Source organism: Sediminispirochaeta bajacaliforniensis DSM 16054, from assembly GCF_000378205.1.
GTDB lineage: Bacteria > Spirochaetota > Spirochaetia > DSM-16054 > Sediminispirochaetaceae > Sediminispirochaeta > Sediminispirochaeta bajacaliforniensis.
In genome coordinates, this window is sequence record NZ_KB899418.1 from 98,009 (window position 1) to 123,924 (window position 25,916).

At 62.0% G+C, this 25,916-nt stretch carries 36 protein-coding genes; 3 read left to right on the top strand and 33 right to left on the bottom strand.

Annotation, left to right across the window (positions count from 1 at the left end; translation table 11 throughout):
• Positions 1 to 3: 3 nt before the first annotated feature.
• The 27 genes from F459_RS0113325 to F459_RS0113470 all read right to left on the bottom strand — a co-directional run bounded on the left by F459_RS0113325 (position 4) and on the right by F459_RS0113470 (position 18,336).
• Complete coding sequence (locus tag F459_RS0113325; RefSeq protein WP_020613222.1) at positions 4 to 570, bottom strand: hypothetical protein; 567 nt, start codon at positions 568 to 570, stop codon at positions 4 to 6.
• On the bottom strand, positions 567 to 1,316 hold the full coding sequence (locus F459_RS0113330; protein ID WP_020613223.1) for a hypothetical protein: 750 nt from the start codon (positions 1,314 to 1,316) through the stop codon (positions 567 to 569). The genes F459_RS0113325 and F459_RS0113330 overlap by 4 nt, the downstream gene beginning before the upstream one ends.
• On the bottom strand, positions 1,309 to 1,857 hold the full coding sequence (locus F459_RS0113335) for a hypothetical protein (RefSeq protein WP_020613224.1): 549 nt from the start codon (positions 1,855 to 1,857) through the stop codon (positions 1,309 to 1,311). The genes F459_RS0113330 and F459_RS0113335 overlap by 8 nt, the downstream gene beginning before the upstream one ends.
• On the bottom strand, positions 1,854 to 4,289 hold the full coding sequence (locus F459_RS23245; RefSeq protein WP_020613225.1) for a phage tail tape measure protein: 2,436 nt from the start codon (positions 4,287 to 4,289) through the stop codon (positions 1,854 to 1,856). Before F459_RS23245 ends, F459_RS0113335 begins: the two co-directional genes overlap by 4 nt.
• Positions 4,290 to 4,477: 188 nt before the next feature.
• Positions 4,478 to 4,822 (bottom strand): DUF6848 family protein, encoded by a 345-nt coding sequence (locus F459_RS0113360; RefSeq protein ID WP_020613226.1) that lies wholly within the window; start codon positions 4,820 to 4,822, stop codon positions 4,478 to 4,480.
• 35 nt (positions 4,823 to 4,857) lie between these two features.
• A complete protein-coding gene (locus F459_RS0113365; protein WP_020613227.1) occupies positions 4,858 to 5,289 on the bottom strand; it encodes a hypothetical protein in 432 nt (143 codons plus the stop codon).
• Positions 5,290 to 5,299: 10 nt separating this feature from the next.
• On the bottom strand, positions 5,300 to 6,727 hold the full coding sequence (locus F459_RS0113370) for a DUF2586 family protein (RefSeq protein WP_020613228.1): 1,428 nt from the start codon (positions 6,725 to 6,727) through the stop codon (positions 5,300 to 5,302).
• On the bottom strand, positions 6,708 to 6,977 hold the full coding sequence (locus tag F459_RS0113375; protein ID WP_033301743.1) for a hypothetical protein: 270 nt from the start codon (positions 6,975 to 6,977) through the stop codon (positions 6,708 to 6,710). Before F459_RS0113375 ends, F459_RS0113370 begins: the two co-directional genes overlap by 20 nt.
• Positions 6,978 to 6,979: 2 nt before the next feature.
• Positions 6,980 to 7,906: a hypothetical protein gene (locus F459_RS23955; protein WP_020613230.1), complete on the bottom strand. Its 927-nt coding sequence runs from the start codon at positions 7,904 to 7,906 to the stop codon at positions 6,980 to 6,982.
• The gene (locus F459_RS22355) at positions 7,903 to 8,373 is read right to left on the bottom strand and encodes a phage virion morphogenesis protein (RefSeq protein WP_020613231.1); all 471 of its coding nucleotides are present in this window, start codon (positions 8,371 to 8,373) and stop codon (positions 7,903 to 7,905) included. Before F459_RS22355 ends, F459_RS23955 begins: the two co-directional genes overlap by 4 nt.
• A gap of 3 nt (positions 8,374 to 8,376) precedes the next feature.
• Positions 8,377 to 8,781, bottom strand: a complete 405-nt coding sequence (locus F459_RS0113390; RefSeq protein WP_020613232.1) for a phage protein Gp36 family protein — start codon at positions 8,779 to 8,781, stop codon at positions 8,377 to 8,379.
• Positions 8,778 to 9,095 carry a hypothetical protein gene (locus F459_RS24155; protein ID WP_020613233.1) on the bottom strand — a complete coding sequence of 106 codons (318 nt, stop codon included), beginning with the start codon at positions 9,093 to 9,095 and terminating at the stop codon, positions 8,778 to 8,780. Before F459_RS24155 ends, F459_RS0113390 begins: the two co-directional genes overlap by 4 nt.
• Positions 9,096 to 9,108: 13 nt before the next feature.
• A complete protein-coding gene (locus F459_RS0113400; protein WP_020613234.1) occupies positions 9,109 to 10,020 on the bottom strand; it encodes a Mu-like prophage major head subunit gpT family protein in 912 nt (303 codons plus the stop codon).
• Positions 10,017 to 10,973 (bottom strand): phage protease, encoded by a 957-nt coding sequence (locus F459_RS0113405; protein WP_033301782.1) that lies wholly within the window; start codon positions 10,971 to 10,973, stop codon positions 10,017 to 10,019. Before F459_RS0113405 ends, F459_RS0113400 begins: the two co-directional genes overlap by 4 nt.
• A 224-nt stretch (positions 10,974 to 11,197) precedes the next feature.
• Positions 11,198 to 11,500, bottom strand: a complete 303-nt coding sequence (locus F459_RS0113410) for a Mor transcription activator family protein (RefSeq protein WP_020613236.1) — start codon at positions 11,498 to 11,500, stop codon at positions 11,198 to 11,200.
• Positions 11,497 to 11,958, bottom strand: a complete 462-nt coding sequence (locus F459_RS0113415; RefSeq protein WP_211214009.1) for a regulatory protein GemA — start codon at positions 11,956 to 11,958, stop codon at positions 11,497 to 11,499. Before F459_RS0113415 ends, F459_RS0113410 begins: the two co-directional genes overlap by 4 nt.
• 17 nt (positions 11,959 to 11,975) lie before the next feature.
• Complete coding sequence (locus F459_RS0113420) at positions 11,976 to 12,593, bottom strand: DUF3164 family protein (protein WP_020613238.1); 618 nt, start codon at positions 12,591 to 12,593, stop codon at positions 11,976 to 11,978.
• Between the two features lie 29 nt (positions 12,594 to 12,622).
• Positions 12,623 to 13,741 carry an ExeA family protein gene (locus F459_RS22360; protein WP_020613239.1) on the bottom strand — a complete coding sequence of 373 codons (1,119 nt, stop codon included), beginning with the start codon at positions 13,739 to 13,741 and terminating at the stop codon, positions 12,623 to 12,625.
• Positions 13,729 to 15,456, bottom strand: coding sequence for a hypothetical protein (locus F459_RS0113430; RefSeq protein WP_020613240.1), 1,728 nt, complete (start codon positions 15,454 to 15,456; stop codon positions 13,729 to 13,731). The genes F459_RS22360 and F459_RS0113430 overlap by 13 nt, the downstream gene beginning before the upstream one ends.
• Before the next feature lie 3 nt (positions 15,457 to 15,459).
• Positions 15,460 to 16,434, bottom strand: a complete 975-nt coding sequence (locus F459_RS23250; protein ID WP_020613241.1) for a DUF3102 domain-containing protein — start codon at positions 16,432 to 16,434, stop codon at positions 15,460 to 15,462.
• Complete coding sequence (locus F459_RS22370; RefSeq protein WP_020613242.1) at positions 16,421 to 16,741, bottom strand: hypothetical protein; 321 nt, start codon at positions 16,739 to 16,741, stop codon at positions 16,421 to 16,423. Before F459_RS22370 ends, F459_RS23250 begins: the two co-directional genes overlap by 14 nt.
• Positions 16,734 to 17,057, bottom strand: coding sequence for a hypothetical protein (locus F459_RS0113445; protein WP_020613243.1), 324 nt, complete (start codon positions 17,055 to 17,057; stop codon positions 16,734 to 16,736). The genes F459_RS22370 and F459_RS0113445 overlap by 8 nt, the downstream gene beginning before the upstream one ends.
• 5 nt (positions 17,058 to 17,062) lie before the next feature.
• Positions 17,063 to 17,335: a hypothetical protein gene (locus F459_RS0113450; protein WP_020613244.1), complete on the bottom strand. Its 273-nt coding sequence runs from the start codon at positions 17,333 to 17,335 to the stop codon at positions 17,063 to 17,065.
• Positions 17,332 to 17,523 (bottom strand): hypothetical protein, encoded by a 192-nt coding sequence (locus F459_RS0113455; protein WP_020613245.1) that lies wholly within the window; start codon positions 17,521 to 17,523, stop codon positions 17,332 to 17,334. Before F459_RS0113455 ends, F459_RS0113450 begins: the two co-directional genes overlap by 4 nt.
• A 16-nt stretch (positions 17,524 to 17,539) precedes the next feature.
• A complete protein-coding gene (locus F459_RS0113460) occupies positions 17,540 to 17,833 on the bottom strand; it encodes a hypothetical protein (RefSeq protein WP_020613246.1) in 294 nt (97 codons plus the stop codon).
• A gap of 3 nt (positions 17,834 to 17,836) precedes the next feature.
• On the bottom strand, positions 17,837 to 18,139 hold the full coding sequence (locus F459_RS0113465; protein WP_020613247.1) for a hypothetical protein: 303 nt from the start codon (positions 18,137 to 18,139) through the stop codon (positions 17,837 to 17,839).
• Entirely contained in the window at positions 18,136 to 18,336 is a 201-nt protein-coding gene (locus F459_RS0113470; protein ID WP_020613248.1) for a hypothetical protein, read from the bottom strand. Before F459_RS0113470 ends, F459_RS0113465 begins: the two co-directional genes overlap by 4 nt.
• Before the next feature lie 99 nt (positions 18,337 to 18,435).
• Between F459_RS0113470 and F459_RS0113475 the strand changes: the two genes are divergently transcribed.
• The 3 genes from F459_RS0113475 (at position 18,436) to F459_RS0113485 (ending at position 20,009) form a co-directional block, all read left to right on the top strand.
• Entirely contained in the window at positions 18,436 to 18,825 is a 390-nt protein-coding gene (locus tag F459_RS0113475) for a helix-turn-helix domain-containing protein (protein ID WP_020613249.1), read from the top strand.
• 207 nt (positions 18,826 to 19,032) lie between these two features.
• Positions 19,033 to 19,659 (top strand): hypothetical protein, encoded by a 627-nt coding sequence (locus F459_RS0113480; protein WP_020613250.1) that lies wholly within the window; start codon positions 19,033 to 19,035, stop codon positions 19,657 to 19,659.
• Positions 19,660 to 19,748: 89 nt separating this feature from the next.
• Entirely contained in the window at positions 19,749 to 20,009 is a 261-nt protein-coding gene (locus F459_RS0113485) for a hypothetical protein (RefSeq protein WP_020613251.1), read from the top strand.
• Here the strand turns inward: F459_RS0113485 and F459_RS0113490 are convergent.
• From F459_RS0113490 to F459_RS0113515, 6 genes are all read right to left on the bottom strand, one after another.
• Entirely contained in the window at positions 19,992 to 20,363 is a 372-nt protein-coding gene (locus F459_RS0113490; RefSeq protein ID WP_020613252.1) for a hypothetical protein, read from the bottom strand. The two genes, F459_RS0113485 and F459_RS0113490, sit on opposite strands and share 18 nt — an antisense overlap.
• Before the next feature lie 285 nt (positions 20,364 to 20,648).
• Positions 20,649 to 20,864 (bottom strand): hypothetical protein, encoded by a 216-nt coding sequence (locus F459_RS0113495; protein WP_020613253.1) that lies wholly within the window; start codon positions 20,862 to 20,864, stop codon positions 20,649 to 20,651.
• The gene (locus F459_RS23255; protein WP_020613254.1) at positions 20,846 to 22,279 is read right to left on the bottom strand and encodes a phage head morphogenesis protein; all 1,434 of its coding nucleotides are present in this window, start codon (positions 22,277 to 22,279) and stop codon (positions 20,846 to 20,848) included. Before F459_RS23255 ends, F459_RS0113495 begins: the two co-directional genes overlap by 19 nt.
• A complete protein-coding gene (locus F459_RS0113505; RefSeq protein WP_020613255.1) occupies positions 22,272 to 23,861 on the bottom strand; it encodes a DUF935 domain-containing protein in 1,590 nt (529 codons plus the stop codon). The genes F459_RS23255 and F459_RS0113505 overlap by 8 nt, the downstream gene beginning before the upstream one ends.
• Entirely contained in the window at positions 23,848 to 25,350 is a 1,503-nt protein-coding gene (locus F459_RS0113510; RefSeq protein ID WP_020613256.1) for a terminase large subunit domain-containing protein, read from the bottom strand. Before F459_RS0113510 ends, F459_RS0113505 begins: the two co-directional genes overlap by 14 nt.
• 9 nt (positions 25,351 to 25,359) lie before the next feature.
• Entirely contained in the window at positions 25,360 to 25,914 is a 555-nt protein-coding gene (locus tag F459_RS0113515) for a DUF3486 family protein (RefSeq protein ID WP_020613257.1), read from the bottom strand.
• Between the last annotated feature and the right edge of the window lie 2 nt (positions 25,915 to 25,916).

A 25,916-nucleotide genomic window follows, 5' to 3' on the forward strand; every position in this document is an offset into this window, starting at 1 on the left:
CGTCTACTCCTTGAATAGCTGACCGATTGTCAGCTTCAATTTCTGCAATTTGACCACTGTATCCGGGGACACCGTATGCTGGGGCGGCGGGCCGATAGTCTTCATGGCAATCACCTCGTCCACGAAGTTTTCCATGATCACCTTCAGGCTCTGAGACCCGTTCAAGATCCCAAATAGCGACCCATCAATCTTGATCACCGCCCCTTTGCCGTCGGTCAACACCAGGGCATTCTCGGTACCGTCCGCCGGGGTATACTCGTCCCCCGCGAATCCCGCCACGTACGGGTAGGCCCGGTTGAACCCGACAAACCCCACCACAATCAACTGCCCAGCCTCCGGGGGAGCAAAGAGCCCCCGGCCATCAGCCCCCATCCATATCGGCGGGAGTGGGATCTCCTTCAAAAGTTCTCCGGTCTCCTCGAGAGTGGCTGGATTCACCACCTGAGCGTCCACGCAGTACCCGCCGGCGGACTGCTTGATATACCCTTTCTCAACCTTCGCCTTGACCGGGGCGGCCATCCCTTCCAGGACTCGCTCCCGGAGGCGCTCAATCACCGGCCGCTCGCTCATAGCGCCTCCAGGACAAGCCCGGCGCGATACCGCCCCGGCTGAATATCCAGCCGGGCGTTGGTGCAGAGCCGGTCTTCATCGCCCACACTCACCACCTGGTTGTAGCCGACGGGAAAAGCAAAGGTATTGAAGTTGTCTCCGGCCCGCAGGATCACGTTCACCCCGGTTTCCAGCGCTACCGGAGACGCAACTTCCCGACGGATCTCCTCGAGGGGGCCGAGATACAGCACGCCATCCGGTCCTACAACCCGACCCGTAAGTATTCCGGCCGCTTCTCTGACTGCATGTTCCAGCGCCTGGAGCGCCCAGTGTCTCGAGCACTGCGGAACACTGAACCGGCGAAGCTCAACATCCGGCCACGCCGATAGATCGGTGTCAAACGGATTGTCCGCCGATTTCAGGATCTCTTCGGCAATGTTGCCGCTACGCTCTTTCCGCCAAGAGGAGGGCTCCACGATTTCTCGGAGTGCTCGCCGTGGTGCCGGCTCCAGGATGTACCGCCGCTTCCCGTGGTGCGGATACACCTCGGAAACGGTCCCGGTAAAGATCGTCTCCGGCCCATTCCCTGGATCCAGCTGAATCTCTACCTGAGAATCCGCATCTATCTCATCGGGCCGAGGAACAACCAACACAGCCATTGAGAACCCGGCGGTGGAGGTGACCGTCAGTCGGGACCAAGACTCCACTCGGGAACCTTCAGCTGCCACCCTGACCTTCGGCCTGTAGAATGTACGAGCCTCAGCCATAGAGATCCTCCATATCTCGGAGACGGCTCCAGTCTGCTTCGTCACCAGCTCGTTCAATCACTGTCTCTTCCGGCGTAGACGCAGCAGCTTCTTCCGTCTCTACATTTTGCCGCTGCACCAGCCCCACCACCGGATCATGCTCGGTAAAGTTGATCGACAGCTCCACCGCGTCCCGGCCGCTGTCGTCTGTCACGTCGAGACCCGCAAACAGCACCTGCCGGATATTCAGAGAAGAGGCCAGTTGAGACTCCAGGGCGTAAATTACCGGCAATCCGTCTTCCAGCTGTTTAAACGCCTCGTTCACGGTGCGCAGGTGATCGTAGCGACTGACCAGCCGCTCGTTCGGCTCGTAGATTGTCGCGTCAATCGACAGATCCCAGTCGTCCCAGCCGTCAAACACCTTGCGGCGACCACTGGACCCTTCTATCTTGGATGAGTCGATTACGATCTTCCCACGGCAGCCGACGCGATTGACGATGCACGGGAGCGGTACCCCATCCATCCTCAATACGCCATTCTTTCCGATTGCGATCCTGCTCACGATACATCCTCCACCTGCTCCCGGAGCTCTTCCACAAACCGAGTCAGGTCGGCCGCCTCGGAGAACTGCACGTAGAGATTCTCGACTTGAATAGGCCGCTCATTCTTGCCACCGTCCGTACCACCGGAGCCGATCCTGTTGACCAGATCCCGGAGCACCCCGGAGATACCGGAATCCTGCTGTCGATCAACCGCCTGTACATCCAGCCGCTCGCCGGAGGGAAACTGCAGGACGTTGTTCACCTGGGCAAACTGGCTGCGCGCCGCATCCGGGAGCCCGTTCCCGGCCCGCATACCATCAGCCATCGTCTCAGGGATCGCCCTGCCTGCGGCGGTCAAGGTAGAGAACGGACCTTCTTTGGCGTCCGAGTGGGGTAGCAGATCACCCACCCGGGCAAAGGCGCCACGCACTCCGTCAACCAGACGCCGCCCCCCCTCGGCCACCCCGGAGCCCACGGTCTGGAAGATCCCTTCACCGCTGGTAAGGAAGTCCGGGAGCAACTCCTGCACCCGCTCCTTGACCGCCCGGAAGGGCGCCAGGATACGGTCCACCGCACCGGTAGCCAGGCTCACGATCGAGTCCCACAGACCTGCAAAGAACTCCCGAATAGAGTCCCAGTTCTGAATGATCTGGCCGATAATGGTGTAGTCGGACCATATACCCTTGATAAAATCCCAGGCACCCGAGAAGACGTTCGTAACGCCTTCCCACAACCCGGAGAAGAACTGAGTAATAGGCTCCCAGTTCTGCACGATGATCCCGATCGGGTGATAGGTCAGGAACAGATTCTTGATCCAGTCCCAGACCGTGGCAAACACGTTCTTGATCCCCTCCCAGAGATTCACAAAGAACTCGGTGACCGTATCCCAGTTACGCACGACCCAGACCGCACCGGCGGCCACCGCCGCCACCCCGGCCACCACCGCGTAGATCGGCCAGTAGGCGGCCATATGCGCCGCCGCTACGCCCCACATCGTACCCATCCAGCTGATCGCCGACGGGATAAACCCGATCACCGCCCGACCGGCGTTGAGGATCCCGGTCCCCAAAGCCTTCACCTGGACGCCTACCAGCGCCATGGAGGAGCGCATCATCCCGGCAATACTGCCGAAACGGTCCATCAGCATCGTGAAGCTCAAGAGCCCGGTAGACATCTGCAGCACGGTCGAGAAACCGCCGGCCATCGCACCGCCCACCTCCAGGGTAGCGCCCGCGATTCCCGCCAGATTCTCCCCGACCAGAGGAAGGCTCGTGGCCCAGTTGAGGAAGCGCACTCCCGCGGTGGCGGCCTCAACCCCGAGACCCTTCACCGCGTTGGCCCCGCCGCCGATCCGCTCCTGGAACACCGCCCAGGAGTTATTGAGCCCCTCCTGCCGCCGGGTGAGGGTGTCAGCCATCTTTCCGGCGTTATCCAGCGTCACCCCGGCGGAGTTGCTTACCGCATCGAAGCCCGCCTCGAGATCCCCGAGGTTGGCCGTCAAGAGACTGACCGCCGGGCCCGCCTCGGTACCGAAGCCCCCGATCAAATCGTCGGAGGAGTACCCGGCGGCCGAGATATTGCGGAGGGTCTGCATCAGATCGATACCACCCTCACTGGTCCGAGCCACGTCGAACCCGAGGCGCTCGCTGGCGGTCGACATCTGTGCCAGGGCGCTCTTCATCGCCGTCCCCGCCTCAGCGCCGGTGATCATATTGGTGTTGAGCTGCCCGAGAGCCGCCGCCACTTGCTCCAGGGGAGCCTGAGCGCTGACCGCCAGACCGCTCACGTTGGCAAAGCCCTGGGTAAACTGACCGAGATTCTCAAAGGCAAAGTAGTTCTGGGTGCCGGCGACGATATCGGAGAGCCGCTGCATCTCCGTGCCCGCCTCGGCGGACTTGTCGCCCATGTTGTTGAAGATACCGGTGAGAGCGCTGGCGGCTTCCTGCAGGGATCCCCCGGTAGCCTGCGCCAGGAGCGCCGCCTGTTCGGTGGCCGCAATACCCTGTTCAACAGTCAAACCGGAGGAGAGCATCGTATAGACCGAGTCGGCAAACTCCCTCGCCCCAACCGATGCAATACTTCCCGCCTCACTGATCCCGCCGGCCATCTCTGCAGCGGCCTCCGCGATCCGCTCCATACTGCCGGCGGTGTCCCCGCCGATCGCGTTGGTGTCGTTCAGGACGGTGGAAACCCGGGCCATTGAGACCTCGAACTCCGCAGCCACTTGACCTGGAACAGCCGTCAACTGCTGGAAGTTCCGGGCGAGCTCGCCCACCTCCATGGAGACCATCGACATATCGGCGGCAACGTCCAGCATACCGCCCGACTTTATTTCATCGGCGTACCCGTGAATTTCTCCCCGCAGCTCTTCGATCCGGCCTGCCGCCTGGCTGAAGCCGGAGGTAAACTGATCGCGGAAGAGTAGGGTTACCGATGTAACAAAGTCGCTCACGCTGATACCTCACCTACGTCCAAACGCCTGGGAGAGGACCGTAGCGATCGCCTCCGTCATGACGTTTACTTCGATGGACCGGGCCGCCTCGGCCTCGGCCATCTTCGCGTCTACCGTCTCGAGGCTGAGCCCCGAGACATCCTCACCAAGAAACCGCCGGATAAACAGCCGGCGGTAGGTGAAGGCGTTTACAGCTTGCGCTTGGTCACGCTGGTGCTGTTGCCGCCGCCGAAAAAAGGGACAATGTTCTGGTCGTTGAACTTACCGACCGCCAGGGGATAGTCCTTGAGCTCCTTCATCACCTCGATCGGCTCGGGGTGCACGATGAGAGAGGCCAGGAGGTTCTGGTTGGCGGCCATAGGGTCACGACCGGCCCCCTGCATCATCACTTCGGCGTCCGCGTTGGTCGGCTCCCGGAAGATGAACTCCACCTTCTGAAGCTCGTCGTTGCGGTCCTTGTAGGTAATGGAACCCTCGTAGACGGTCCCGTGGGCGGCTTTCAGCTCAGCCAGTTTTTCCTTTGTCACATCCATTGATCATTGCTCCTTTGTGTCACGCCGGATCCGGCCTACGGAATAGGAATGTAGGCCGGCTGTCCGTTCAGAATCGGGATGGTCACCTGCTTACCGGTGATCTCCATCATCACTTCACTGTCCTTGCTGCTCTTTCGCGGCACCTCGGTGATCTTCACCGTGATGGTGTCCACTATCGGCGCCTGGCCAACCGCCCCGTAGGTGATCACCACCGGTATCGGCGGCGCCCCCAGGATGCCGGTGGCGGCCATCGACTTGTTGAGCAGCTCGAACTCCGCTAGGGACATAGTCGCCTTGAAGTCGCCCTCAAAGGCTTTGTGCACCACACCCCGGGGGGTGCCGGTCTTGTCCGTCTGCACATCCACGTCCTTTTTCACGCTGTAGCTCACGTCCTCCAGGCTCATCACCATGCCGGTCGGGAGCATCACCTTGGCCGACTCGTGGTCGTATACGACTCCGTTAATCATCCGTTACCTCCTACGCCAGCAGCGGGTTGTGATACGAGATCACGTTCTCGATGTGGCTCATCTTTCCAAGCGGGGTGATCCGAATCCGAGTCACGATCTGCTCGGTCGAGAGAATGTCCTGCATTGGATCGATGTACACCGTCCCGCCGGAGATCTCACCGCCGTTCACCATCTGGTCAAGCGGCTGCTCGGAGATCTTCTTGAACATCTCGATGCCTTCCAGGGAGCCGTCCGCGCCCACCTCCACCGTGTCATTGAGGTAGGTCATCTGCGCATCCCGCACCAGCTTGCACGCCTTGTCCATCACCCGGCGCCGCTCCTCCAGCTTGTAATCGCTAACGTCTTCGGCGAGCATCTTGCCGCTGGTGATGTAGGTCCCGGTGAGCCCGATGTAGTGCCGGGCAGTCACATACCCGGCGTCCGCCAGGGCCTTGATATGGCCCTCGTTCAGGTCGGTCGGAAGGATCTCGACTACGCCGGGGATCCCGCCGTACTTCACCGCATCGATCGGCTCGTGCGGCTCCCGCCGTGCGGAAAGCCCGGTCCCCAGACCAATCAGCCCCCGCTCATCCACGGCGCCGGCCGGATCAACTTCCATCACCCATCCGGCGTACACCTGCACCCGACCGCCCACGGTACTGCCGCGCTCGGATCCGGCCAGGGCCGCCACCCACTCGCTGGTGGTCTCGGCGTCTCCCACATACCGCGCCTGGCACTTGAAGTGGATGTAGCGGTGGTTCGCTTCGGCACCGGCCGCTTTCACCGCCAGGGAAGCCCACAACGGGGACGCACTCACCCCGGCGATGCTGATCCACTCGTAGGCGTATGCGCTCTCGAGCAGGGTATCCACCGCCGCCAGAACCTCGGCGTTGGTCGCCGTCGGAGCGGTAGCGGAGAAGCTCCACTCGTCATCCACCTCAAACTGCGCTTCGTCGCCGCTGGGCGTGCCTTCTGAGAAGGTGAGGGTGATACCAGTCCCGGGAATCTCAAAGGTCCCCGGCGTGTCGGGAACCGTATACTTCTTGCTCAACACCCCGTCGATCTCCACCCGGAAGACCGCCTCGTTCAGGGCGCCGGCTTCCACGATCACGACCTTCACGTCGTACTCGTTCCGCGGCGTTCCCGCCGCCGCAACCGATCCGACGCCCGCGTTGGCGCTGCCGGCGGTAACCGACCCGACCGTACCCGGCGTGGTGCCCTCCAGGGCCACCGCGTAGCAGATCGTCCCGGCCACGCTCAAGGCGCTGACCACAAGATCCCGCAGGGGACCGTCGCCCAGAGCCTCGGCCGCGTCTCCGGGATCGGTGAAAATCTGAATCCCGCCGCCGTAATTGGCGGCCACCCCGACCGCGCCAAAGATGCCGGTCGCATCGGCGCCACGGGCGCCCAGGGCGCCGTCGAGGATCTTGTTCTTTACATCAGGAAGCCCGCTTGCCATCTACTCCCCCTTTCTCGAAAGCCCAGACCGCCGCATCGAAGGTCTTCTTGTCCACCTTCTTGCCGGCGCTCCATCGCTGTGCCTCACAGACCCCGGCAAATACCGCAGGATCCAGCGCGGCGCCCAGTTCCTCGATTGGATATCTGGCGCTCTGGCTGCCCTTGGCCTCCTTGGTCTCCTCTTTCTTTCCGGTCGCCGTAGCATCTGCGCTCTTTGCGTCCGTTGTGCTCGAGCCGCTCTTATCGGCCATGATCACGTCCCTCCTTCATCTGGGTTGGTATCTGCATCCCGGATCACCGGCACCTGCTCGGCCGGGCCAGCCAGGACCCCATTCATCTCCACCTCGGCGCCTGCAACGTAGGCCCCGTGAGACTCCTTATATTGGGCGCTCATCTTACGGACTTTCACCGGCTGGCTCTGGTCCAGGTACACCCACTCCCGGGGAAGCTCGCCCACAAACGCCAGGAGCGCCTCGTCCGCCTCCGCCTCGCTTCGGGCCCAGAACTCCACCGTCACCGGCCAGCTCCGAAGCCCTCGGGACTCCCGCTTCCACAGGTTGTCCTGCTCGTCCCGGAACTTGCACGTACTCGCTCCCTTGGTGGTGATCGACCCATCACCATGGGTCACCGTCACAAAGGGAAGCGGCCCGGTCTGCAGCAGCCTGCGCCGCTCATGCTCGGTATAGCCAAAGAGCCACACCCCTGCCCCTCCCGGAACGCAGGAGGCCAACACCCCGTCAAAAAAGGTGTTCGCCGCGCCCACCAGGCTGGAGTCCACCACCGGCGGATCACCCCACGCCAGGGGAGGCCAGGCAGTAGTCACCGCCCACAACGTGGCGCCGACTTTCCCGATCTTCGCGTCGTACAGACTCTGGGTCTGCACATCCAGCGGCGCCCGGTCAACTCCCGGGAGACTCCGCAACGTCTCCTCCACCGTGTCCAGGATCGGAAGCAGATCCGGCCCGTTGGGCCGTCCCAGGACATACACCGCCAGGCGTATACCGTCCTCGGCTCGCCCCAACACCGCCACCAGGACCGCCGGCAGCGTACTGAACCGCCGCCGGATCTCCTCCTCATCCATCGCCCCGGGGTGCACATCCACGTACACCTTCGGGCGGCGCCCGGAAAACGCCGTCGTCAGCGCCGCCGCCGCGCTCGTTCTCGCTTCGGTCAGCGTCACAGCATCCCCCCGGATGTTCGTCTCACAAACTCAGTCATAACCGTCACCAGGTCCTCCTGATTTTCCCGGGAGATCCCCAGGTACGGCCGGGCCGGAATGTTTTTCGCCGGCCACCCTTCCTGGTGGACCCCGGCGTAGACCAGCCGACTCCCGATGGAAAGCCTTCCGCCGGAGACCCGGCTGGAGATACTTTCGTACAGCCCGGGGCCCCCGCCTCTCAGGATCGATGCACCCGGGTTGTACTTCCGCTGCCGCTCGGCGTAGCGGGGGCTCCATGACTTCCAGGCGCTGCCGTCCGGCCCCACCTTCTCGTCAAACCGTTCCTTGGTCTGGCCCTCCAGCTCGACACCGAGCTCGTGGAGCAACTGCGCCTGATCCATGGTCTTGAGGCGGTTCATCGCCACCGCCAGATCACCGGTCAGACCGTCAAGCTCTGAAAGATCCAGTTCAAAGGCTGAACCTGGCACCGCTTACACCTCCGGCTCTTCGCCGCGGATCCACGTCGCCGATCCCTCGACAATCGCCGCCTCAACCGCGTCGGACTGGTACGCATCCATACCGCCGCCGAGCTCGCTGAGCATCCGCATGGACGCCGCGTGCCGCTTTGCCAGGACATCCTCCCCGCCGGTCGTCGCATCGAAGATAGAGAACAACGCCAGATCCAGAGAGATCGACCGCAGCACCCCCTCCAGTCGGGCGGGGGGCGCGATCGGCGTACCATCATCGGCCAGGAGCTCCGGCAGATACGCCCGAATCACTCCGGCGGCATCCTCAATCGCCGCCTCGATCCGGGTGGTATCAGGGTCCCCGTTGGCATCCCGGGGGACATGATCGCCCGCCCGGGTAAGAAACTCACTGACCGTGATGTAGGTCATGCAGCGTCACCTCCGGTATCACCGGAACCGTCACCGCCCTCGGACCCGTCGTCACCGGAAGACCCGCTTCCGCCGCCGGCGGCCGCCGCCGCGTCGTCGGGAGTCTTCAGGTCCAGGTGCGGGTCCACCATCAGAAGCGCCAGGGTCTCCCGGTCGGTGGTGTACTCGGCCATCTGCCGGGTAAACACCAGTCCGCCCCGCCGGTACTTGGGGTAGGGAGTCGTATGGCGCCCCTGGAAGGTCAGCTTTTCGCCGCCCTTCTTGTCGTTGGAGGCGGAGCCCGAGGGCCCCGCCTTGCTATTCTTTGCAGCCATCAGTTCACCTCACCTACGCCAGCCAGGGAGTCACGAGCACGTCAACCGCCTTGTAGTTGGGGTTGCTCGCACCGTCCGCCTTGTACTGGGCGAGGATGAGCTCGTTGGCGGTCGCCCGCAGCGACGGCGGAACCACCAGAAGATCGGGAGTCAGGTTCAGCGGATCACCGCCGTCGGCCTTGAACTCCATCATCATCTTCATCGCCGCGTTGAAGTTGGTCTCGCTCAGAGTGTCCCGAGCGGCCACGGCCATCTGCCAGAACCCGTACCCGAAGGCCCGACGTGCGCGCACGCCGTAGAGGTACTTGTCCTTCATGAACACCGTGTCCTGCTTGGGATCGGTGATCGTCTCGAACTCCGCCTTGGTCCGCTCCTGGAAAATGAGCGGCTTTACCGGCTTCTTGGTGTGAAGCAGGAACCACGCCGGTTCTGTGGTTGTTCCGGGGTTGAGGATGTTGGCGGTCGCCGTGTCGGAACCGCTGCCGTCTACCTCATCGTTCACCGGATGGTCGGTGTCGAAGAAGTTCTGCCCGTCGTAGCAGAGCGCCGCGAATCCGCCGACCAGGAGGGCGTAGATGTTGCGGTCGATGTGGTTCATCGCCTCCTCGCCCATGCTCTCGACGATCGGGGCGTACATGCCCAGGTTGTCGTCCTCGATGTCCGCCCGGTCTACGTCCACGGTGGACTCGAACTTCTTGTTCGCCAGGCTGTAGGCGTGCTCCGCCATACTCTTGAGCACACGATCGCCTACCCATTCCCGCATCGCCGGGAACTTGCCGAGCCACCCGTAGGTGTTCTCCGCGCCGCCGGAGGGGATCCGGGTTGCCAGGCGCTTCCACTCCTGGGGAGCGCTGCCGAGCCCTTTCTGGAACAGCTTGCTGAACTGCTTCCGCAGGGCCTCAATAGTTGAATCTTTGACGATCACGAGTTGTCCTCCTCTTCATTGAGCCCCAGCTGCCGGGCGATCTCCGCCTCCTCGGCGTTGAGCTCTTTGGTGTCCGCCGCACTACCGGCCGGCGCCACACTGGTGCCGGAGACCACTTCCGGGGCGGTCTTCACAAACTCACTGAAGGCGTTGAGGCCCTCACGAGTCGTGCACTGCGCCGCGTAGTAGTCCTTGGACGCCGGAGCGATCTTCCGGGAGGCGATCGCCGCGTTGATCGCGGTCTCTGCCTCCGCCTTGAGCTCGGCGCTTTCCTTGTCCTTGAGGGCCTTCTCGGCCTCCTCAGCACGATTGAGAACCGTCTGGTAGTCCGCCTTGGGTACCATGTCGTTCTTCCCTTCCGCCGGCGATCCGCCGGCCCCTTGCGCGTTCTGCGCCGTTTTCAGGCGTTCAACCGCCTGCAGCGCCTGCGCCTCGTCGGCGTCGGCGTTCAAGCCCAGCGCCTTCAAAATCTTCTCGAGCACGTTTTCTCCTCCTTCGTCCGTCTCGCTATTGAGTCCGGGGACTTCCAGATTTGGGTTGTTGGTGAGCGCCACGGACTTGACGAACAGGATCTCGCCGTCCGGGCCCAGTCGATATGCTGGTGAGTAGTAGCGGTACTCCGCCGCCTCCAGGGCGCCCTTGCCCCGCTCGGTCCATTCCACCCTGCCCATGAGAGCGCCGTCGGACTCCGAGAGCTCCGTGATCCAGCCGTAGGCCGGGGAGGGATCTCCCAAAGGAGCCTTGAGCTCCTGGGCGTGATTGACATCGATCGGGATGTGGAGACTCCGTTCCTGGAACGCCTGGATGAGCCGGGCCGGGCCGGGGTTTCTAAAACTCCGCCCGTCCCGCCCCACCACTACGGCGCCGGCAGGAACCAGTGGAATCCACTCAGGCAAGGAGGCCGGAACCTGAGGTAGCTGGTTGTTAAGCCCGAGGGCTATTGCCGTTTTCACGCTTCCCACGATAGCCGCGGGGGAGGTCAAACATAACGTACGACCCCTTAGTAATTGTCCCTACTAACGGGCCGCAATCGGCTCGCCCGGCAGCGATTTCCTCCGGGCACAAAAAAAGCACCCTCTCTGGGGTGCCTGGTGGTCTGAGCCTCTCGGCAGATTCTTTTATAAAGGTTTTACAACCGCCTCACAGCGGCTTTCGGCGGAAACTGGTACTTGGACCCTTACTCGAAGTCCAAACGCCCCTGAGCGGACGTATTGCGGCCGCTGCGCTTGGCGCGGATGATCTCGTAGAGGCGCTGGATGGTAATGTCGAAAGAGCGCACAACCTCCTTGTGGTTGTGGCCGTTGAACGCCTGGTAGATCGCCTCGTCGATCTCCTCCCGAAAGGCGCTCTCGGTCTTCGGGAGGTAGACCTGCATGCCGCCGAAGTAATCCAGAATCCGGCGCACCACCATCTTTGAAAGCTCCCGGTCGTCCAGGACCTTGTCCACCACATCAATCATCTCTTGTACCGTCTCTGTCACGTCCCCTCCCGTTGTTCGTGCTCAAGGCGGTCTATCCACTGCTTGAGGCTTTCGATCACCATCGACAACTGGTCACGTCGATACAGATCCTGATCCCCCGCCATCCGGTGCACGTAGCTGAGCATCGAACCGTAGCGCTTGCTCTGCACCGCGCCCAGCTCGTAGAGCCGGCACCACAGGGCGTAACACTTGCCCAGCTGGGGATTCTCCACCTTCGGCCGCCGGGACTTCTGAAACCCGAGGCGCTTGAAGGCATCCAGGACCGCCGCATACTGGCGATAGGTCTCGATGTCCGCCGCCGACCGGACCCCCGCGGCCCCCTCCAGAAGCGCCCGGTAGGACTCGTCGTCCAGCCCCAACTCCTTCTTTGCCACGTGGATTATCGCCATTTTGCGCCGGCGATCGGAGAGCCCCCCGGCCCCCCGATCATCCGTTTCAACCCGTTCCGCTGCCGCCACCATTCTCTCCTTCGGCGCTACACCGCCGCGATATCCAACGCCAGCTGGTGGTAGTTCCCTTCGTCGTCCCGCTGGTAGAGCCGGATATACTCCTTGCTCACCGCCACCGTCACGCTGTCGCTGATCGCCTCCATGGCCCGCTGCCACTCGTCGTCAGTGATATCCAGGCGCCGGAGGCCCAGGATACGCTTCGTGTCCACCTTGCCCTGTTTGTCCACCTTGAAGGCGTCCTCCACCAGCACCTTGATCTCAGACCGTGACCCCTTGCTCCACCGGCGGATGCAGCTGTCGATCAGCTCCTTGGCCACCTGGAGACGCTCGTCAAAGGTCACATAGTCGTTCACCGAGATCTGCACCTTGAAGGCGCCGTCGTAGCTCGTGAGCGTCACATTGCCCTTGGCGCCGCCCATCTCAACACCGTACTCCTCGGCGGACCGCGCCACAAAGCCCTTGACCGCCTCCATCGCCTCCATCTTGAACGCGCTCAGCGTGGTGTGCACGTCCCGCGCCTTCTTCACCAGGTCCCGCACCAGATCGTCACGATCGCGGTCCACCGGCTTCACCTTGTTCTTCGGCACCAGCCGCCCCTGGGGGTCCATCATGTATCCCTTGGGGATCTCCATCGTTGTGTGCATCGTCTCCTCCTTCTGCACGTATGATTTCATCAGGCGGAAAGCACCGTCTCCGCATCGATCCGCGATTGACCGATCTCCGCCGCCAGATTCATGCTTCGTTTGACCAGGTTGTTCACCGTCAGCGGGTAGGCGAGGCTGATCGCCTGGCCGCCCCGGGTCCGCCGGGCAAGGCGTTCCCGCATGGCGTTGTAGGCGCTCTCGTCCACCAGCTCCTTGACATCCCGGCCGATCCGCTTCATCTTCAACTGCAGGTAGGCTTCAAGTTCGCCTGGTCGGGCCAGAGACTCGATCTCGGCAACTTCAACCCGCCTGATTATTTCCCTGGCTTCCCAGTTCCGAGACTCGTCCAACTTACTTTTGAGCTCGGGCTGGGCTATCAGGATAATCGCCAGCAGTTTCTTGAACCCGTCTTCCAGCTCCCAGAACCGCTTCAAATACTTGAGAGTCGCAATCGCCAGATCGTGAGCCTCCTCAATCACCAGCACGTGGCTCCATCCCGCCCGGCTGCTTGCGGTAAGGATCCGCTCCACCTGCCGCGCCTTCGCCTCCAGGGTGCGCTTGGGCCGCTCGGTGCTGCAGTCCTCCACAATCGCATCGGCGATGCTGGTCGCCGTGAGCCGGGTCTTGTCGATGGTCCGGGGGAAGATCACCTTCACCTTGAGCCCCTCCTGGTTGATCCGGTCGCTCATATACCGCCGCAGAGTCGTCTTGCCGCTGCCGGACTCCCCCAGCACCGCAAGCATCCCGCCCACCTTGGCGGTCATGTACATGTACTCCGCCACATACCGGCTGGAGTCGCCCAGATAGACATCCTCCTGCCCGTTCACATCATCCACAAAGGGATCCTGAAAAACCCCGAACTGCCGCTTGGCCGCCTGACTCAACATAACGTTGACCTCCTGTTCTGCCTCGTCTTCGTCGTTGTTCTCGTCCCGGCCGTCCAGAAATCTCCAGATACCGGTGACATCCACGTTCCGGGCGGTGAGGATTCCATTCACCGTATCCCGAACTTCTTTCTGCTTGCGCCCTTTGGGAAACCGACCGTGGTTCACAATCAAGCTGACCGAGGCAATGCTCATACCGAGCTCGCTGGCCAGCCTGGTGTGGCTGATCTTCGCTTCCCGCAGCGCATCCTTTACCGTGCGCACGCTTCCCCTCCCTCAAGGTCACCCAGAAAGGCGTCGAGCTCCGGCTCCGTCACCCCTTCCGGGAACCGTCGTTTAATCTCGGCAAAGTAGGACGGGTCCCACCCGTGACCCAGCCGTGCCATCACGTACTTGGCCGCCTCCACATGGTTGAGCGTCCTCACCGGTTCACGCCGCGTATCTATCACCGCCCCCCGCCGGGGGAAGGGCAGCATCGAGCCGCCCTCGTCGGCGATCGCGTCCACCGCCCGCAGACCCGCTCCGTCGTTGAACTCCTCCATCGGTACCGCTCCCGGCCCGGTGAGGTTGTCCAGTTTCTTGTGAATCAAGTCCACGTAGGTCTCCGGGTTGCGCTTGTAGTTCTCGCCCCACACCGGCGCGTCCAGCGGCTGCCCGAGCTCGTCCATCTCCACCGGATAGACCGTCTCGGTGACCGTCTGTCCCTCCCAGTCGTGGCGGATCCGCAAGGCTCCGAGCTCGTCCATCAACAGCGCCTGCACCTCTACGGTGGCGCCCACACGTACCCCCGGAACCCCGCCCACGCGGTAGACCGCCCGGCGCTTTATTCGCGGGTGCACAAAGGTGATCGTCAGATCCCCGGCAACCTTCCGGGTCTCCGGCTGGTAGGCCAGAAGCTCCTTGGCCTCTTCCGGCAGCTCCCTGAGCTCCTCCGGGCGGATCGCCAGCCACGCCTCCAGGCGGGCAAACTTGACCCCCCGGCGCTCCAGGCGCGTATCCACACCCTTGATCCGGTTGGCGTTGTACAGCGCCGCCCAGCGCTCCGCCGCCTCGTTGAGCTCCTCCACCGATGCCACCGGCTGGAAGCGCAGGCGACTCTCAAAGAGCGTCTCCACCAGGTTGTTGGCGTTCTCAACGGACCCCTTCACCCGGGGCTTACCCGGCAGGTGCACGTGGGTCTTTACATCCAGCCCCTCCAGTGCGTTCTGGATCGGCTTTGAGGTGTTGGCGCTGCCGGCGTCCCAGATCAGCCACTCCGGCACCCCGTGAAAGGCGTAGAGCGGATCATCCTTCGGGCTCCAGGCGTACATCAGAAAGTCCCACAGCGCCGTCATGCTCTCACCCGGCTGCTGGTAGTAGCGCAGTGAGATCGAGCCGGTGCGGTGGTCGGTGAGCACGTAGCGCCACACCTTCAGCTCCCCCTTCTTCTCCATGAAGGGCTTATTCTTGTACGCCTCGGAGTCCTCGATGATCCGCTGACGCTGCTTGGGAAGTCGCTTCATCCCCTGGGTCTTGTCCGGCAGGTAGTACAGCAGGCACAAACTCGGGTCCACCAGGTGAACATGGTTGGGGTGGAGGCTGCGCATGTTGATATGCGCCGTCTCGCTCTTGCTCTGCGTCCCCAGGTCCATCCCCCGGGCCCGCAAAAGCCGCGCCAGGTGCTCGTTGCTCGCCCCGTTGAAGTTGACCCCGTTGGCCTCAAGGATCTGCCGCGCCGTGGGGATGTACAGGGTTGCCTTGCCGTTCTGCCGCACCGCCGCGTTCATCGCCGCCGCCAGAATCTCCAGGCTGTCGGAGGGAACTTCCGTGTCTCCGGCGTCCCGGCGCCGGCGTCGGCCGGACTCCCACCCGGCGGCCTTCAGCTTGCGGTAGAGTTGCTTCGTATCCATCCTGAGCTGACCCGCCCAGGTCTTGATCATCGTCGAGCGTCGGGCCGGGTCCTCGACGCCTTCCAGTAGCCGCACATACTCCTCAAGCATCGGTCATTCCTCATCCGGCTCGGTCGGCTCTGGGAAATACCCCACAAACTCGTCGCTAAAGTGCTCGGCGTACTCCTCTCGGAGGATCTTCGCCCGCTCTTCCACATCTTCCATCTGGAAGGTCAGCTTGGTGGGAACGTGCCCCGCCTGCACGTAGAAGCGGATCGACTGGAACCGCTGAAAGAGCTCCTCGGCGATCCCGGAGAGCTTCTGGTTCAGGTGAAACTGCGCCCCGTCCCACTCGCCGGGCTCGATCTCCCGCAGACGCCCGAGGATGTAGTCGATCCGGTTCTGCAGCCGGGCGCCTTCCATCCATACCACGTCGATCTCCGCCGAGAGGCGCTCGGCCTCCGGCTCCCAGCTATGCGGGTACAGGAGCTTCCGGTTGGCCTGCTCCAGCTCGGTGATCCGCTCCTCCTTCTTCTGGATCCGCTCGGAGTAGGCGATCGCGTCCTGCCGCCGCTCCTCCCGCTCGGCCCGGAGGATCTTCCGCAGCTCCGTGGGGCTCATCCGCTGGATATCGTCCAGGCTCTTGCCCGCCAGGGTGCCCCCTTCCTCCAGCGCCTCCAGGTCCTCGTCGTCCATCATCGCCAGCTCGTAGACCTTGGTGACGGAGTCCAAATGGGCGACCAGTCGCCCTTTTGGGTTTGGCTCACCGTTGTCGCCTATAAACTTTCTGGCGGCCCGCATCATGCTTTTGGCAACGGAATGGCTAATTCCGATATTTTCCTCGACGTACTTCATGAAGTTACCGTGTGACTCATGCTCCTTGAGCTGGATCAACCGGCGCCCCGCCTGGAGCATCGCCATCACTCCCTGGTGGAGATAGAACTTCACCTCACCCACGATCCGCCCGGCGTCGTAGGGCAGGTTGTCCCCGTAGGTCTCGTCTATTTCGTGGATATTCTTGGCTACGATCGCCTGTGCTTCCGGCGTTACGTCCCGCGCCGCTTCATTGTTCCGCTTAGTATTCGCCATACTGACTTTCCCCCTGGATGTACTCGATGTTCAGACGGTTCACCTTCTCCATCACCGTCATGATGTTGCGCTGCACCACCCGCATCAGCTCCGCAAAGGTCGGGGTGATCCGCCAGCCGCCGGAGGGCAGCTTCTCCGCCCAGCCCACCGCCTCCAGGTTCTTCAGGTCCCGGAAGATCGCCGTAGTGCCGCCGCCGATCTCGCCGGCCAGCTCCCCCGCGGTAATGCCGTCCAGCTCATGGCCCACCAGGTGCTGCATCACCTTGATCAGCCGCTGTTGTCCGTTGTTGAGGTAGTTCTCAGCCATGGGCGCCCTCCACCGGCATGGCGATGGTGGTGAGGTAGGTCCCGTGGTGACTGCCCATCTCTATGTAGCTCACCAGCCGGTAGCCGATCGCCGCCACCGCCTTCACCATCACCTCCATGGTCACGTCCAGGTTGTCCCGCCGGGGCGGCTCGATCACCTCGATGATCACCACGCCCATCCCCTGGGGGTTGATCCGCGCCACAAATCCGTAGTCCCGCAGGTGACTCTCCATCCGCGCTTTCAGCGCCCTGCGCATCAGCCCCGGATCGGGGACGGTTTCGGTCCTGGTCTCGATAGCCGTTGTCTGTGTAACCATGCTGATTACCTCCTCTGGTCTTCGTATGTCCTCGTCAACAGGTGGCCCCAGCGCTGGGTGTAGGCCAGTGCCGCCCGGACGTAGGCTTCATGGGTTGCGGGGTCCCGACTCACCCGGCTGCGCAGCTCCGCCAGGTGCGCCGTATCCATCCGATACCGGACCGCCCGCACCCCGGAGGTGATCATCACCTTCCACACCGCCCAGGCCCGGATAATCCGGCCCACAAGAGACCCCAGGTGAAAGAAGGTGAACGCCACCAGTCGCTGCTTTCGCCTCATGCCATGAGCTCCTTCTGTACCGCGCTGATCTCCTGCCCCAGGGCGTCGATCCGATCGTTCACCCGGTCGAGCTCGGCCTCGCTCATCGCCTCGCTCTGCTTGCGCTTGTACAGCTCGTGCAGGTTCACCCGCAGCTCCTTGAGCCGATCCTTTGCCGGCCGCGTTGTCGCTTCTGGATTCCACTTCATACTCGCTCCTCCTTCTTCACCACAGCTCCAGCTGGTCCCGTTGCGTAACGATCCGCCACGTCTTGGCCAGCTTCCCGGTCACCTCGCAGCGGCGCTTGCCGCTCTCGGTGATCACACCCTTGTCCAACAGCTCCGTCCGACGGGGGCGTATCTGGTTGGGGTCCCCCGCGCCGGCCAGCTGGGCAAGCTCCCGGTCGGTGTGCTCCGGGTATCGTCGGATCAGCTCGTACACCAGATGCTGCCGTTCCCCGAGGGTCTCGAGGATCTCGTGGTAGCTCTCCACTGATGTGACGGCGATCCGCTTCCTCATCCGCTACGCCCCCTTGACCATCGACGGATCAATCTGGGTGCGCCCGGCAAGGATCGCCTCCCGCTCGCCCGCTGCCCGGTCGTACCGGAGCATCGCGTCGATGATCGCGTCACGGTAGAAATCCCCTTTCTTGAGATGGTGATTCCTCTTGAAAAACGCCTCCATCGCCTCGCGGTCGCCTTTCCTCAGGATTGCCGACACCGAGACGTAGTTCACGTCAGCCGGTCGCGGCTTCCGTGCGCTCTGCCCGGACTTCTTCGCCGTAGTACGCTTCCGTTTCCACCACAACAACCTGGATAGCTTCATACCGCCTCCTCGACGCCCTCCGACGCCTTTCTCTTCTGGTACCGACGGATCTCACGGATGATCGCGTCCCGGTAGAAATCCCCTTTCTTGAGCCGCCGGTTCTTCTGAAAGAACCGCTCCAGCTCCTCCAGGTCTTCCGGCAGCCAGGCGGGGGTGATTGCTCTGTACACCCTATTATTGGTCAACCGCTTGTTCATGCCCTTATTATCGGTTAACCGTTGGGAAATGTCAAGATTTTTATGTATTTTTTTGGTTAACCGATTATAATGCCGATAAGGAGGGGGAGAGGTATGTAGGTGGGACGCCAAGACACGAGGAAGCGGCACAGGTTCAAGGAGACTCTATCTCACGAGCTACAGAAGGCTCGTGGGATTCAATCTCGAGTTGCCAGAGAAGCGGATGTGAAGCAGTCGTCAATTAGCTACTGGACCAACCCGGAAACCACCGCTCTTCCCACCGTCGAGCAGGCGTACGATATCGCCCGGGCTCTCGGCGTTTCCCTGGAATACCTTATTACCGGCGAGGGCGCCGAGCCGCCACCGGCACAACCGAGGCTGTCAAAGCAGGAGGAGCGACTGGTAGCCGCCTTCCGGCGCCTCACGCCGGATCAGCGTAGCCAGATCGTCGCCATGATAGAGACCTTCCTCCCTCGGGAGGATACCGGCAATCAAGAGGAGGCGGGATGATCGGGGCGGGGTCTGGTACGCAAAGCCCTCCGGCGGTAATCCTGGAGTTTCCCACCGGGCGGCGGGTGGAGTAAGGCAAAAACGAAACTGGTTTCGTTTTTCAACCCCCTCTTGGGGCGGCGAATGCAATACTGGTTTTGAATTTCGGCACAACGAAAAGGGCAACTGGTTTCCCTTTTCAGGCAATACATACACCAGGAGGTATCTATGAAAAAGGCATTGAAGTGGATCGGCGGGGCGGTCGTCGTCATTATCGTAATCTCCGCAATCTTTAGTGGTGGCGGAGAAGAGTCAGCCACACCGGTAGAACGTACTGTGTCCCCGTCGGAACCGGCCCAAGAACAACCGGAAGAATCCCGCGCCCAGCGCGTCCGCGCCGGGATGCACAAGGTTGGAACCGATATTCCGCCAGGCGAATACCTCGCCTTCGCCAACAACCGCGCCGGCGGCTACTGGCAAGTGAGCTCCGACAGCACCGGAGACATGGACTCCATCATCGCCAACGACAACTTCACCACCTTTGCCTACGTCCAGGTTGAAGACGGTGAGTACCTCACCCTCACCAACTCCCACGCCTTCCCTCGGGACCAGTACACCGACCCCCTCGTCGAGCCCGGCGAAAAGCCTGGACCCGGCACGTACAAAGTCGGCGTGGACATCGAACCAGGCGAGTACCGCCTCGTCGCCGATGATGATCAAGCCTACTACCACCGCGCCCGCAGCCCCCGGGGCGTCATGGACTCCATCATCACCAACGAACTGTTCAGCGGCTCAACCTACGCCACCATCCAGTCCGGCGAATACTTCAAGATCCAGGGCGCCCACATCGAGTAGGGCGCCGGATCACTACCCCGGCGGGAGAAAGTGGTGACTGGTCACTACTTTGGGGAATGCCGGTAGAACGGTAGGGGAAGGAGGAGGAGATGGATAAGGAAAAGGCAATGAAGAACCTGGGAAAGATGGGAGAGCGGCACGCTCAGAACATGGACACGTTCGCTGACAAGTATGTCGACATTCAGCTCGGCAAGGCGGTCAAACATCTCGCAGAGCAGGGTACGGAAGTCACAACGGAATCGATAGTTCAGTACCTGAAAGAAGAGATTGAAAGACGATCGCTGATACCCGGCGAGGACGTGTATGCAGAATCGGCGCGGAGAGCGATCGCCTTACTCAACAGGCAATAACGTGTAGCGAACCAACGCACCAAGAACCGCGAGCTTCCGCTTTTCGTCGTTGCTTTCAAGCAGCTCTTTGACACGGGAGTCTATCTCAGCGTCGAGCGTTTCTTGTGTGATCTTCTGCTGGTCGAATCCGTCTCGGCCATATTCAGAATCCGGCCCGAACCTCGTCACGAAAAATCGAGTAAGTGCATCTTGCGGGGCGCTGGTTTCAATTAATCGCTCCGCAATCTTTTCGGGGGGCATTCCTTCTTCGAGCGCCTCAGCAATTGGGATTGCCATCGGCTGACGCGACCGCCGCTCTATGTTGTTTAACTCGTCCAAGAGCCTGATCGCCATGTCGTCATCTCGGTCCGGCATCTTCACTCCTCCACGGCGTAGTTCGCCGTCAACACAACAACGATATGCTCAGTCTCAGCGCGGCAGTCCGGGCACGGAAACTCGGCATAGTCTCCGGTATCAAGCGGTACGGTGGAGTCTTGTTGCTCCTCATGATAGCACCCGCAAACCGTGCATCGTACTTCAATCATGCTTCCCAGTATCCTCCCGCCGGAGGCTCATTCCCACGTACGAGCACTTAGTATTTGGACGCAAAAAAGCCGCCCGTTTCCAGGCGGCTCTTCCGTCGTTCCGGCCCTCGGGGCCTCACGGTTCATCGATCGGGTTTTCATAGTCGGGAATACCCTCTTCATCCAGCGGATACAGCTTCCCATCGATCCGCGCCGCTTCCCGGCCGTCATCCAGCACCACCACCACGTCGTAGACCGGTAGTCCACTGGTATCCGCCGCCGCGATCTCCTCCTCGGTAAACCGCCGCACCGGGCGGCCGGAGTAGTCGCTGTCTAATCCTTTTTCAGCCATCCCATCACCTCAAACAACGTGTCGATCTCCTGGGCGATCGGCACAAACTCATCGTGTGTCCACTGTTGAAGTCTAATACCCGGATGCTCCGACTGCAACGTCGTATCCAGCTGATCCTTCATCGTCTGGTTGCCGCTCTTCCAGGCGATGTACTGGGAGTACGCCCGGGCCCAGAGCTCTTCATTACTCTGCAGGTACCGCCGGAACTTCGGGTCCTGAATCGCCGACAATCCCCGGACGGTATCGGTATCCCTGATCCGGTCAATCACCCGCCGCATCTCCGGCATGCTCTGATTGACCGATTCAAACCCTCGTCCGGGTAAGCCGTTGTGGTCGATAAAGTGCCCCACCTCGTGAGCCGCCGTCATCTCCGGGTGGGGGCCGCGGGCCATCTTGATCTTGTTCGCGGTACCGTCTGGATAGAAACTGAATGCGCCGTAGTAGCTTTTTGCCTGGCTTCGCGCTACATCGATCTTCGGCAGCGGCCCGTCTCCGTGCACGCTTTCAATCGCCCGGAGCGCCTGCCGTGTCGCGTCTCCCAGGTCCCCATGGACCCGCACATTCAACGCATCCGATACCGGCGTACCGGACGGTCCCGCCGGGCTCACCGTCTGGGTGAAGCTCACATCCTTCTCCCGGAAGATCTCACCCAGCTGCTCCATCCGCCCGGCGCCGGCGTTATGTTCAAATCCCGGGTCTATCCCCTCGTATCCGGTGTACCTCTCGCCGGTGCGCTTGTTCACATACTCCCGGGGATTTCGCTTCGGCGCCGTCGTCTGGATCGGCTTGCGCCCCGGCTGCCCGTCGCCCTGTACCGGGGCGGGGATCCCGCTCCGCTGGTAGCGCTGAAACTGCGCTTCGCTCACAAATCGGGTGGTGCACTTACACCCCCACCCGTTACGGGGGTTGTGGGTACTCCAGAACGAATCATCCTTCGGGAGAATCAGTCCGTCCCAGGAGAGGTGCTCCGGCCGGTGCTCCTTGCTCGCCCCCACTCGGTACATCACGTAGGGGTGGCTCGCCGAGCGTTGCCCCCGCTCCCAGACTCCCGCCTGGTACGCCTGGCCAAGGTTGACATCCCAGATCGTCTTGAGCCGCCGGGAGCTGCCCAGCTGTGCCTCAACCCGCTCTCCCGTCTCGGGATCGGTAACCTCCTGCCGCCCCCACCAGCCCCGACGGGAGAGGTTGTCCGCCATCTCGTTCCGCCACTGTCGGAACGGCTTTCCTTCCGACATCGCGGTGGTGAGAGACTCACGGATATCCGAGAGGAGATCCAGATCCATCGCCTTGGCCACGGTAAACGCATGGTTGTGCTCCTCCCGCCACACGTCCTGGTAGCTAAACGCCGGCCGGAGATTCTTCCGGTCCAGGTAGTCGATCGCCTCTTGCGGCAGCGGCCCTACGTTGTCACTCATCAGCCTGGAACTCCGCGTCCCCCAGCGCCCGGGCCTTGAACATATCCAGCGCCAGCGCCCTGGTCACGCCGGTGGTATCGATCCGTGCCAAGAGCTCCGGCAGCCGCCGCTCAAACTCCCCGTAGGAGTTGCACTCCGTCGAGAGCTCCGCCACCGCCTTGTGGAGCGGCTTCACAAGCGGCTTCCACTCGGTCGCCTCTGCGATCATCTCCAGCTCATCGTTTGCCTCGGACGCCGCGTTCATCGCCGCCGCGGCGCCTTCCGCGTTCCCGGCAGTCGCCTGTTCTTTTGCCGGGGCGCCCTCCGAGTTGGCCGGTTGTTCCACCGGCGCGGACCCGCCCACCAGTACCTCGTCGTCATCGCCCGGCTCGGTCAGTCCGAGCTTGGCGTAGAGCTCGCTCCGTTTCACCGGGAATCCGAGCGGCACCAGCTTGGAGACGTTATCCACCAGGCCGTTGACATCCTCCGGCCGTGGGACCGGGAGGCGGAGTTTCGGGTACTGCTCCTGGGGTCCGAAGTTGAGATTGATATACGGGATCACCAGGTCCCGGTTCAGCGTGGTCTCAAGCTGACGGGCGTCCGCCTCCATAATGTCCAGCCGAACCTCGTGCTGAGCGTCCTCGTTTCCCAGCTTCCCGGGAGTCCCCTCGGTCGTGGCTGTCTGGCCGAGAATACCCTTCGACAATTGCGCGTCCACCCACCTCGCCAGCTTCTCGAAGTGATCGGTACTACCGCCGGGCTTCACTCCTTCAACGATCTCGATCGCCATGGCATCAGGGATCACCGCGCCAATGTCCCGGCCGATGTTCCGTACCGCCCGCTTGAGCACGTCAATATCGTTCTTGGTAGCGTTCTTCCCGTACTTCCCCACCCGGATCGGGTAGCCGAACACCTCCACAAACGCCGCCCACCCGGCAACGTCGAAGCTCTTGATCAGGTGGTAGTACGCCGCAACCAGGGCAAAGCCGCCCCGGATCGGGAGCCCCGACTTCAACAGCGGCTCGTGTTTCACGAACTTGTAGAGCGGCAGTTCAACCTTGTCCGCCCCTTCCCGCAGGAGCAGCTTCCGCCCGGTCACCGTATCGTAGTCAAACCACCGAGGGTCCCGCCACTCGTACCGCGCCGGCCGCCAGGGGGTACGATCGGTATCCCACATGATTTCATTCACCGAAAACCCTTTCCCAAGGGCATCCAGGGCGTTGGTCACCAGCTCGGCAAACTCCGGGCGGTCTATAATGTTCTGCTTTACGCTCTCAGCCATCTCATGAGCGGTGTCCGAGTCGTCCGCGGGTGTCACCGTCGGATCCAGTCCCACGATCGAGAGCTTCCGTGTCCCGAGGACGCTCCGGTAGTGCAGGTCCCGCTCTTCCATCTCTTCCGCAAGGGTCAGGTAGTCCTGGATATCACCAGCCTTCGCTCCCTGGATCAGGGTTGCCAGTCGGGAGGGATCGAGAGTTGCCGCCACCTCGCTGGCGTTCCATCCCTGCCGAACACTGAAGGCGTCCGGGCCGGATACCTCCTCACTCAGAGATTGCTTATTCAAGCCTTTCAGCGCATCGCGCAGCCGCTTACCAATCGTCATTGTCGCCTTGCCTCCATGGGTTGGGTGCCGTCACCGGCTCGTACTGATACGGCTGGTAGGTGTTGTCGTCGTTCACCTGGGCGTACACCGCCATAACTCCGGCAATCACCGCATCGCCGTGCCGCTTTTTCCCGTCGGCGTCCCGGGTATGCTCGGCGATCATCGGAATCCCTCGGTCCATCACCACCGCTCGGTGGTCGTCCAGGATTCCGGCGTGCTTCGGGATCCGTATCGCGTCGTCCTCAAACTTCGCCTTGTACTTCGGCATGTACTCCAGATAGAACTGCCGGGCAATCATCACCTGGTGCACATATGCAGGGCCGTACCTCTGCGCCGCCAGCTCGGCAATCATCTGTCCGTTACCCCGGGCATCGATCGCCGCACACGAGAATCCCGGCAGCTTGTCCGCCGCGTAGCAAAACACCTGGAACTGCTGCATGAACGGTATGTTCCGCAGCTCCACATACGCAATCGCCTCGAGGGCAAGCTCGGAGCTTTCGAGAAACAGCCCGATCACCGACAGGTCTCCCGATCGGGCAAAGTCCATGCCGATATACCCTCGGGGGCGTCGCCCGCTCTCTGCCGACCGTAGCCGCGCCGCGGTAAGTGCCGGCGCCAGGCTGTCGGCGATCCAGTCTTCGGTGTCCGCCGTCCTTCTGGCGTCCGCAAGATAGGTGAACTCGTCGCTCTGCTCGTAGGCGGCAACCGGTATCGTCTGATCCATCGACCGTTCAACCAGAGCCCTGGGAAAATACTTCGACCCGCTCCGGCTCGGAATACAGAATAGCTCCTCGTCGGCGCCGTCGCCGTAGAACTCCACCAACTCCTCGAGCCACCGTTGTTCACCCTCGGCGGTCCATACTGCATTCTCTTTCTTGGACGCGTTGCGCATCTCGAGGATCCGGCGATAGAGTCCTTGCTCAATCGCCTCGTCGATCGTGATCCGGTGAAGGCTGTAAGGGCGCTTCCCGGCGCGGATGTCCTTTATCAGCTCGTTGAACGGATTGTCCTCGCCGTTGTGGGTGCTGATTATCCGCACGCTACCGCCCCACATAAGGAGTGCCATCGCCGCCTTGAGCACCTCGGCGAGGTTCTCTACAAATGCCGCCTCGTCCAGAATCACCCGACCCTGGCGTCCGCGAAGCGTCGTTGGCCGGGAGGGTAGGCCCATGATCCGACGGCCGCTGGGAAAGGCGATCTTGTAGGCGGTAATGTCCTTGTCTTCGTCCCGGACGATCTCCTCTTCCATATCGCTCGCCGCGTACTGGAAGTTCCGGGCCCACTCGGCACAAGTGAGGATAAAGTCCTTGGTGAACTCCATATTGTAGGAGATATAGAACACGTCGGTACCGTTGTCCGCCGCAGCGGTAAGCACCGCGTCCGCCGCCTCCGCCCAGGTAAGACCTACCCGTCGGGACTTCTCGGCAACCTTTACCTGAGCATCATCCTCGATCCATTTTTGTTGATAGGGAAGCAGCACCGCATCCATCGCGCCCCCTTACGAGATCCCGAGGATACGGTTCTTGATGAGGAGTATCGTCTCCGGTTTCACCCCGGCGGTCTTTGCCGTCTTGGCTACATCCTCGGCCGCAACCGCCACCTCCTGCTTCAGCTTCCGCTCCCGCTCAGCATTAGTGTGCGCCGCCTGCTCCAGATCCCGAACACCCCGTGCCACCTTGTTGATCAGGTTCGCCAGGGCGGGAATCCGCTCTTCGGGATCACCGTCCTGGAGCTCCTGCAGGTTGAGCATGAGATCAAAGACTACAAGCCGCAGCTGGTGGTTGATCACTTTCCCGAGTTGGTTCTGCTTTTCTTCTCCGTACTTGTCCAGATAGGCATCCGCCAACTCTCGGGCTTGCCGGTTCCGTTCGGTAAACTGCCGCATCTTCAGCGCATAACGGTTGACAGCTGACTTACTCACCACCTTCTCGCCGGCAGCATCGTTGATCGTGTCGGCAATTGCTTGCTGGGTAACGTTGGGATCGTTCAGGAGCTCAATCAGGGTACTGCGAAGCTCCGGGTCAAGTCGGTCGATACTCGATTTTCCGCCCATGA

Excerpts from the sequence above, each read along its gene's own strand:
- F459_RS0113325 (WP_020613222.1), bottom strand. The coding sequence starts at position 570 with ATGAGCGAGCGGCCGGTGATTGAGCGCCTCCGGGAGCGAGTCCTGGAA.
- F459_RS0113330 (WP_020613223.1), bottom strand. The coding sequence starts at position 1,316 with ATGGCTGAGGCTCGTACATTCTACAGGCCGAAGGTCAGGGTGGCAGCT.
- F459_RS0113360 (WP_020613226.1), bottom strand. The coding sequence starts at position 4,822 with ATGGATGTGACAAAGGAAAAACTGGCTGAGCTGAAAGCCGCCCACGGG.
- F459_RS0113365 (WP_020613227.1), bottom strand. The coding sequence starts at position 5,289 with ATGATTAACGGAGTCGTATACGACCACGAGTCGGCCAAGGTGATGCTC.
- F459_RS0113370 (WP_020613228.1), bottom strand. The coding sequence starts at position 6,727 with ATGGCAAGCGGGCTTCCTGATGTAAAGAACAAGATCCTCGACGGCGCC.
- F459_RS0113375 (WP_033301743.1), bottom strand. The coding sequence starts at position 6,977 with ATGGCCGATAAGAGCGGCTCGAGCACAACGGACGCAAAGAGCGCAGAT.
- F459_RS0113390 (WP_020613232.1), bottom strand. The coding sequence starts at position 8,781 with ATGACCTACATCACGGTCAGTGAGTTTCTTACCCGGGCGGGCGATCAT.
- F459_RS24155 (WP_020613233.1), bottom strand. The coding sequence starts at position 9,095 with ATGGCTGCAAAGAATAGCAAGGCGGGGCCCTCGGGCTCCGCCTCCAAC.
- F459_RS0113420 (WP_020613238.1), bottom strand. The coding sequence starts at position 12,593 with ATGCACACAACGATGGAGATCCCCAAGGGATACATGATGGACCCCCAG.
- F459_RS0113430 (WP_020613240.1), bottom strand. The coding sequence starts at position 15,456 with ATGCTTGAGGAGTATGTGCGGCTACTGGAAGGCGTCGAGGACCCGGCC.
- F459_RS23250 (WP_020613241.1), bottom strand. The coding sequence starts at position 16,434 with ATGGCGAATACTAAGCGGAACAATGAAGCGGCGCGGGACGTAACGCCG.
- F459_RS22370 (WP_020613242.1), bottom strand. The coding sequence starts at position 16,741 with ATGGCTGAGAACTACCTCAACAACGGACAACAGCGGCTGATCAAGGTG.
- F459_RS0113445 (WP_020613243.1), bottom strand. The coding sequence starts at position 17,057 with ATGGTTACACAGACAACGGCTATCGAGACCAGGACCGAAACCGTCCCC.
- F459_RS0113450 (WP_020613244.1), bottom strand. The coding sequence starts at position 17,335 with ATGAGGCGAAAGCAGCGACTGGTGGCGTTCACCTTCTTTCACCTGGGG.
- F459_RS0113455 (WP_020613245.1), bottom strand. The coding sequence starts at position 17,523 with ATGAAGTGGAATCCAGAAGCGACAACGCGGCCGGCAAAGGATCGGCTC.
- F459_RS0113460 (WP_020613246.1), bottom strand. The coding sequence starts at position 17,833 with ATGAGGAAGCGGATCGCCGTCACATCAGTGGAGAGCTACCACGAGATC.
- F459_RS0113465 (WP_020613247.1), bottom strand. The coding sequence starts at position 18,139 with ATGAAGCTATCCAGGTTGTTGTGGTGGAAACGGAAGCGTACTACGGCG.
- F459_RS0113470 (WP_020613248.1), bottom strand. The coding sequence starts at position 18,336 with ATGAACAAGCGGTTGACCAATAATAGGGTGTACAGAGCAATCACCCCC.
- F459_RS0113480 (WP_020613250.1), top strand. The coding sequence starts at position 19,033 with ATGAAAAAGGCATTGAAGTGGATCGGCGGGGCGGTCGTCGTCATTATC.
- F459_RS0113485 (WP_020613251.1), top strand. The coding sequence starts at position 19,749 with ATGGATAAGGAAAAGGCAATGAAGAACCTGGGAAAGATGGGAGAGCGG.
- F459_RS0113490 (WP_020613252.1), bottom strand. The coding sequence starts at position 20,363 with ATGCCGGACCGAGATGACGACATGGCGATCAGGCTCTTGGACGAGTTA.
- F459_RS0113495 (WP_020613253.1), bottom strand. The coding sequence starts at position 20,864 with ATGGCTGAAAAAGGATTAGACAGCGACTACTCCGGCCGCCCGGTGCGG.
- F459_RS23255 (WP_020613254.1), bottom strand. The coding sequence starts at position 22,279 with ATGAGTGACAACGTAGGGCCGCTGCCGCAAGAGGCGATCGACTACCTG.
- F459_RS0113505 (WP_020613255.1), bottom strand. The coding sequence starts at position 23,861 with ATGACGATTGGTAAGCGGCTGCGCGATGCGCTGAAAGGCTTGAATAAG.
- F459_RS0113510 (WP_020613256.1), bottom strand. The coding sequence starts at position 25,350 with ATGGATGCGGTGCTGCTTCCCTATCAACAAAAATGGATCGAGGATGAT.
- F459_RS0113515 (WP_020613257.1), bottom strand. The coding sequence starts at position 25,914 with ATGGGCGGAAAATCGAGTATCGACCGACTTGACCCGGAGCTTCGCAGT.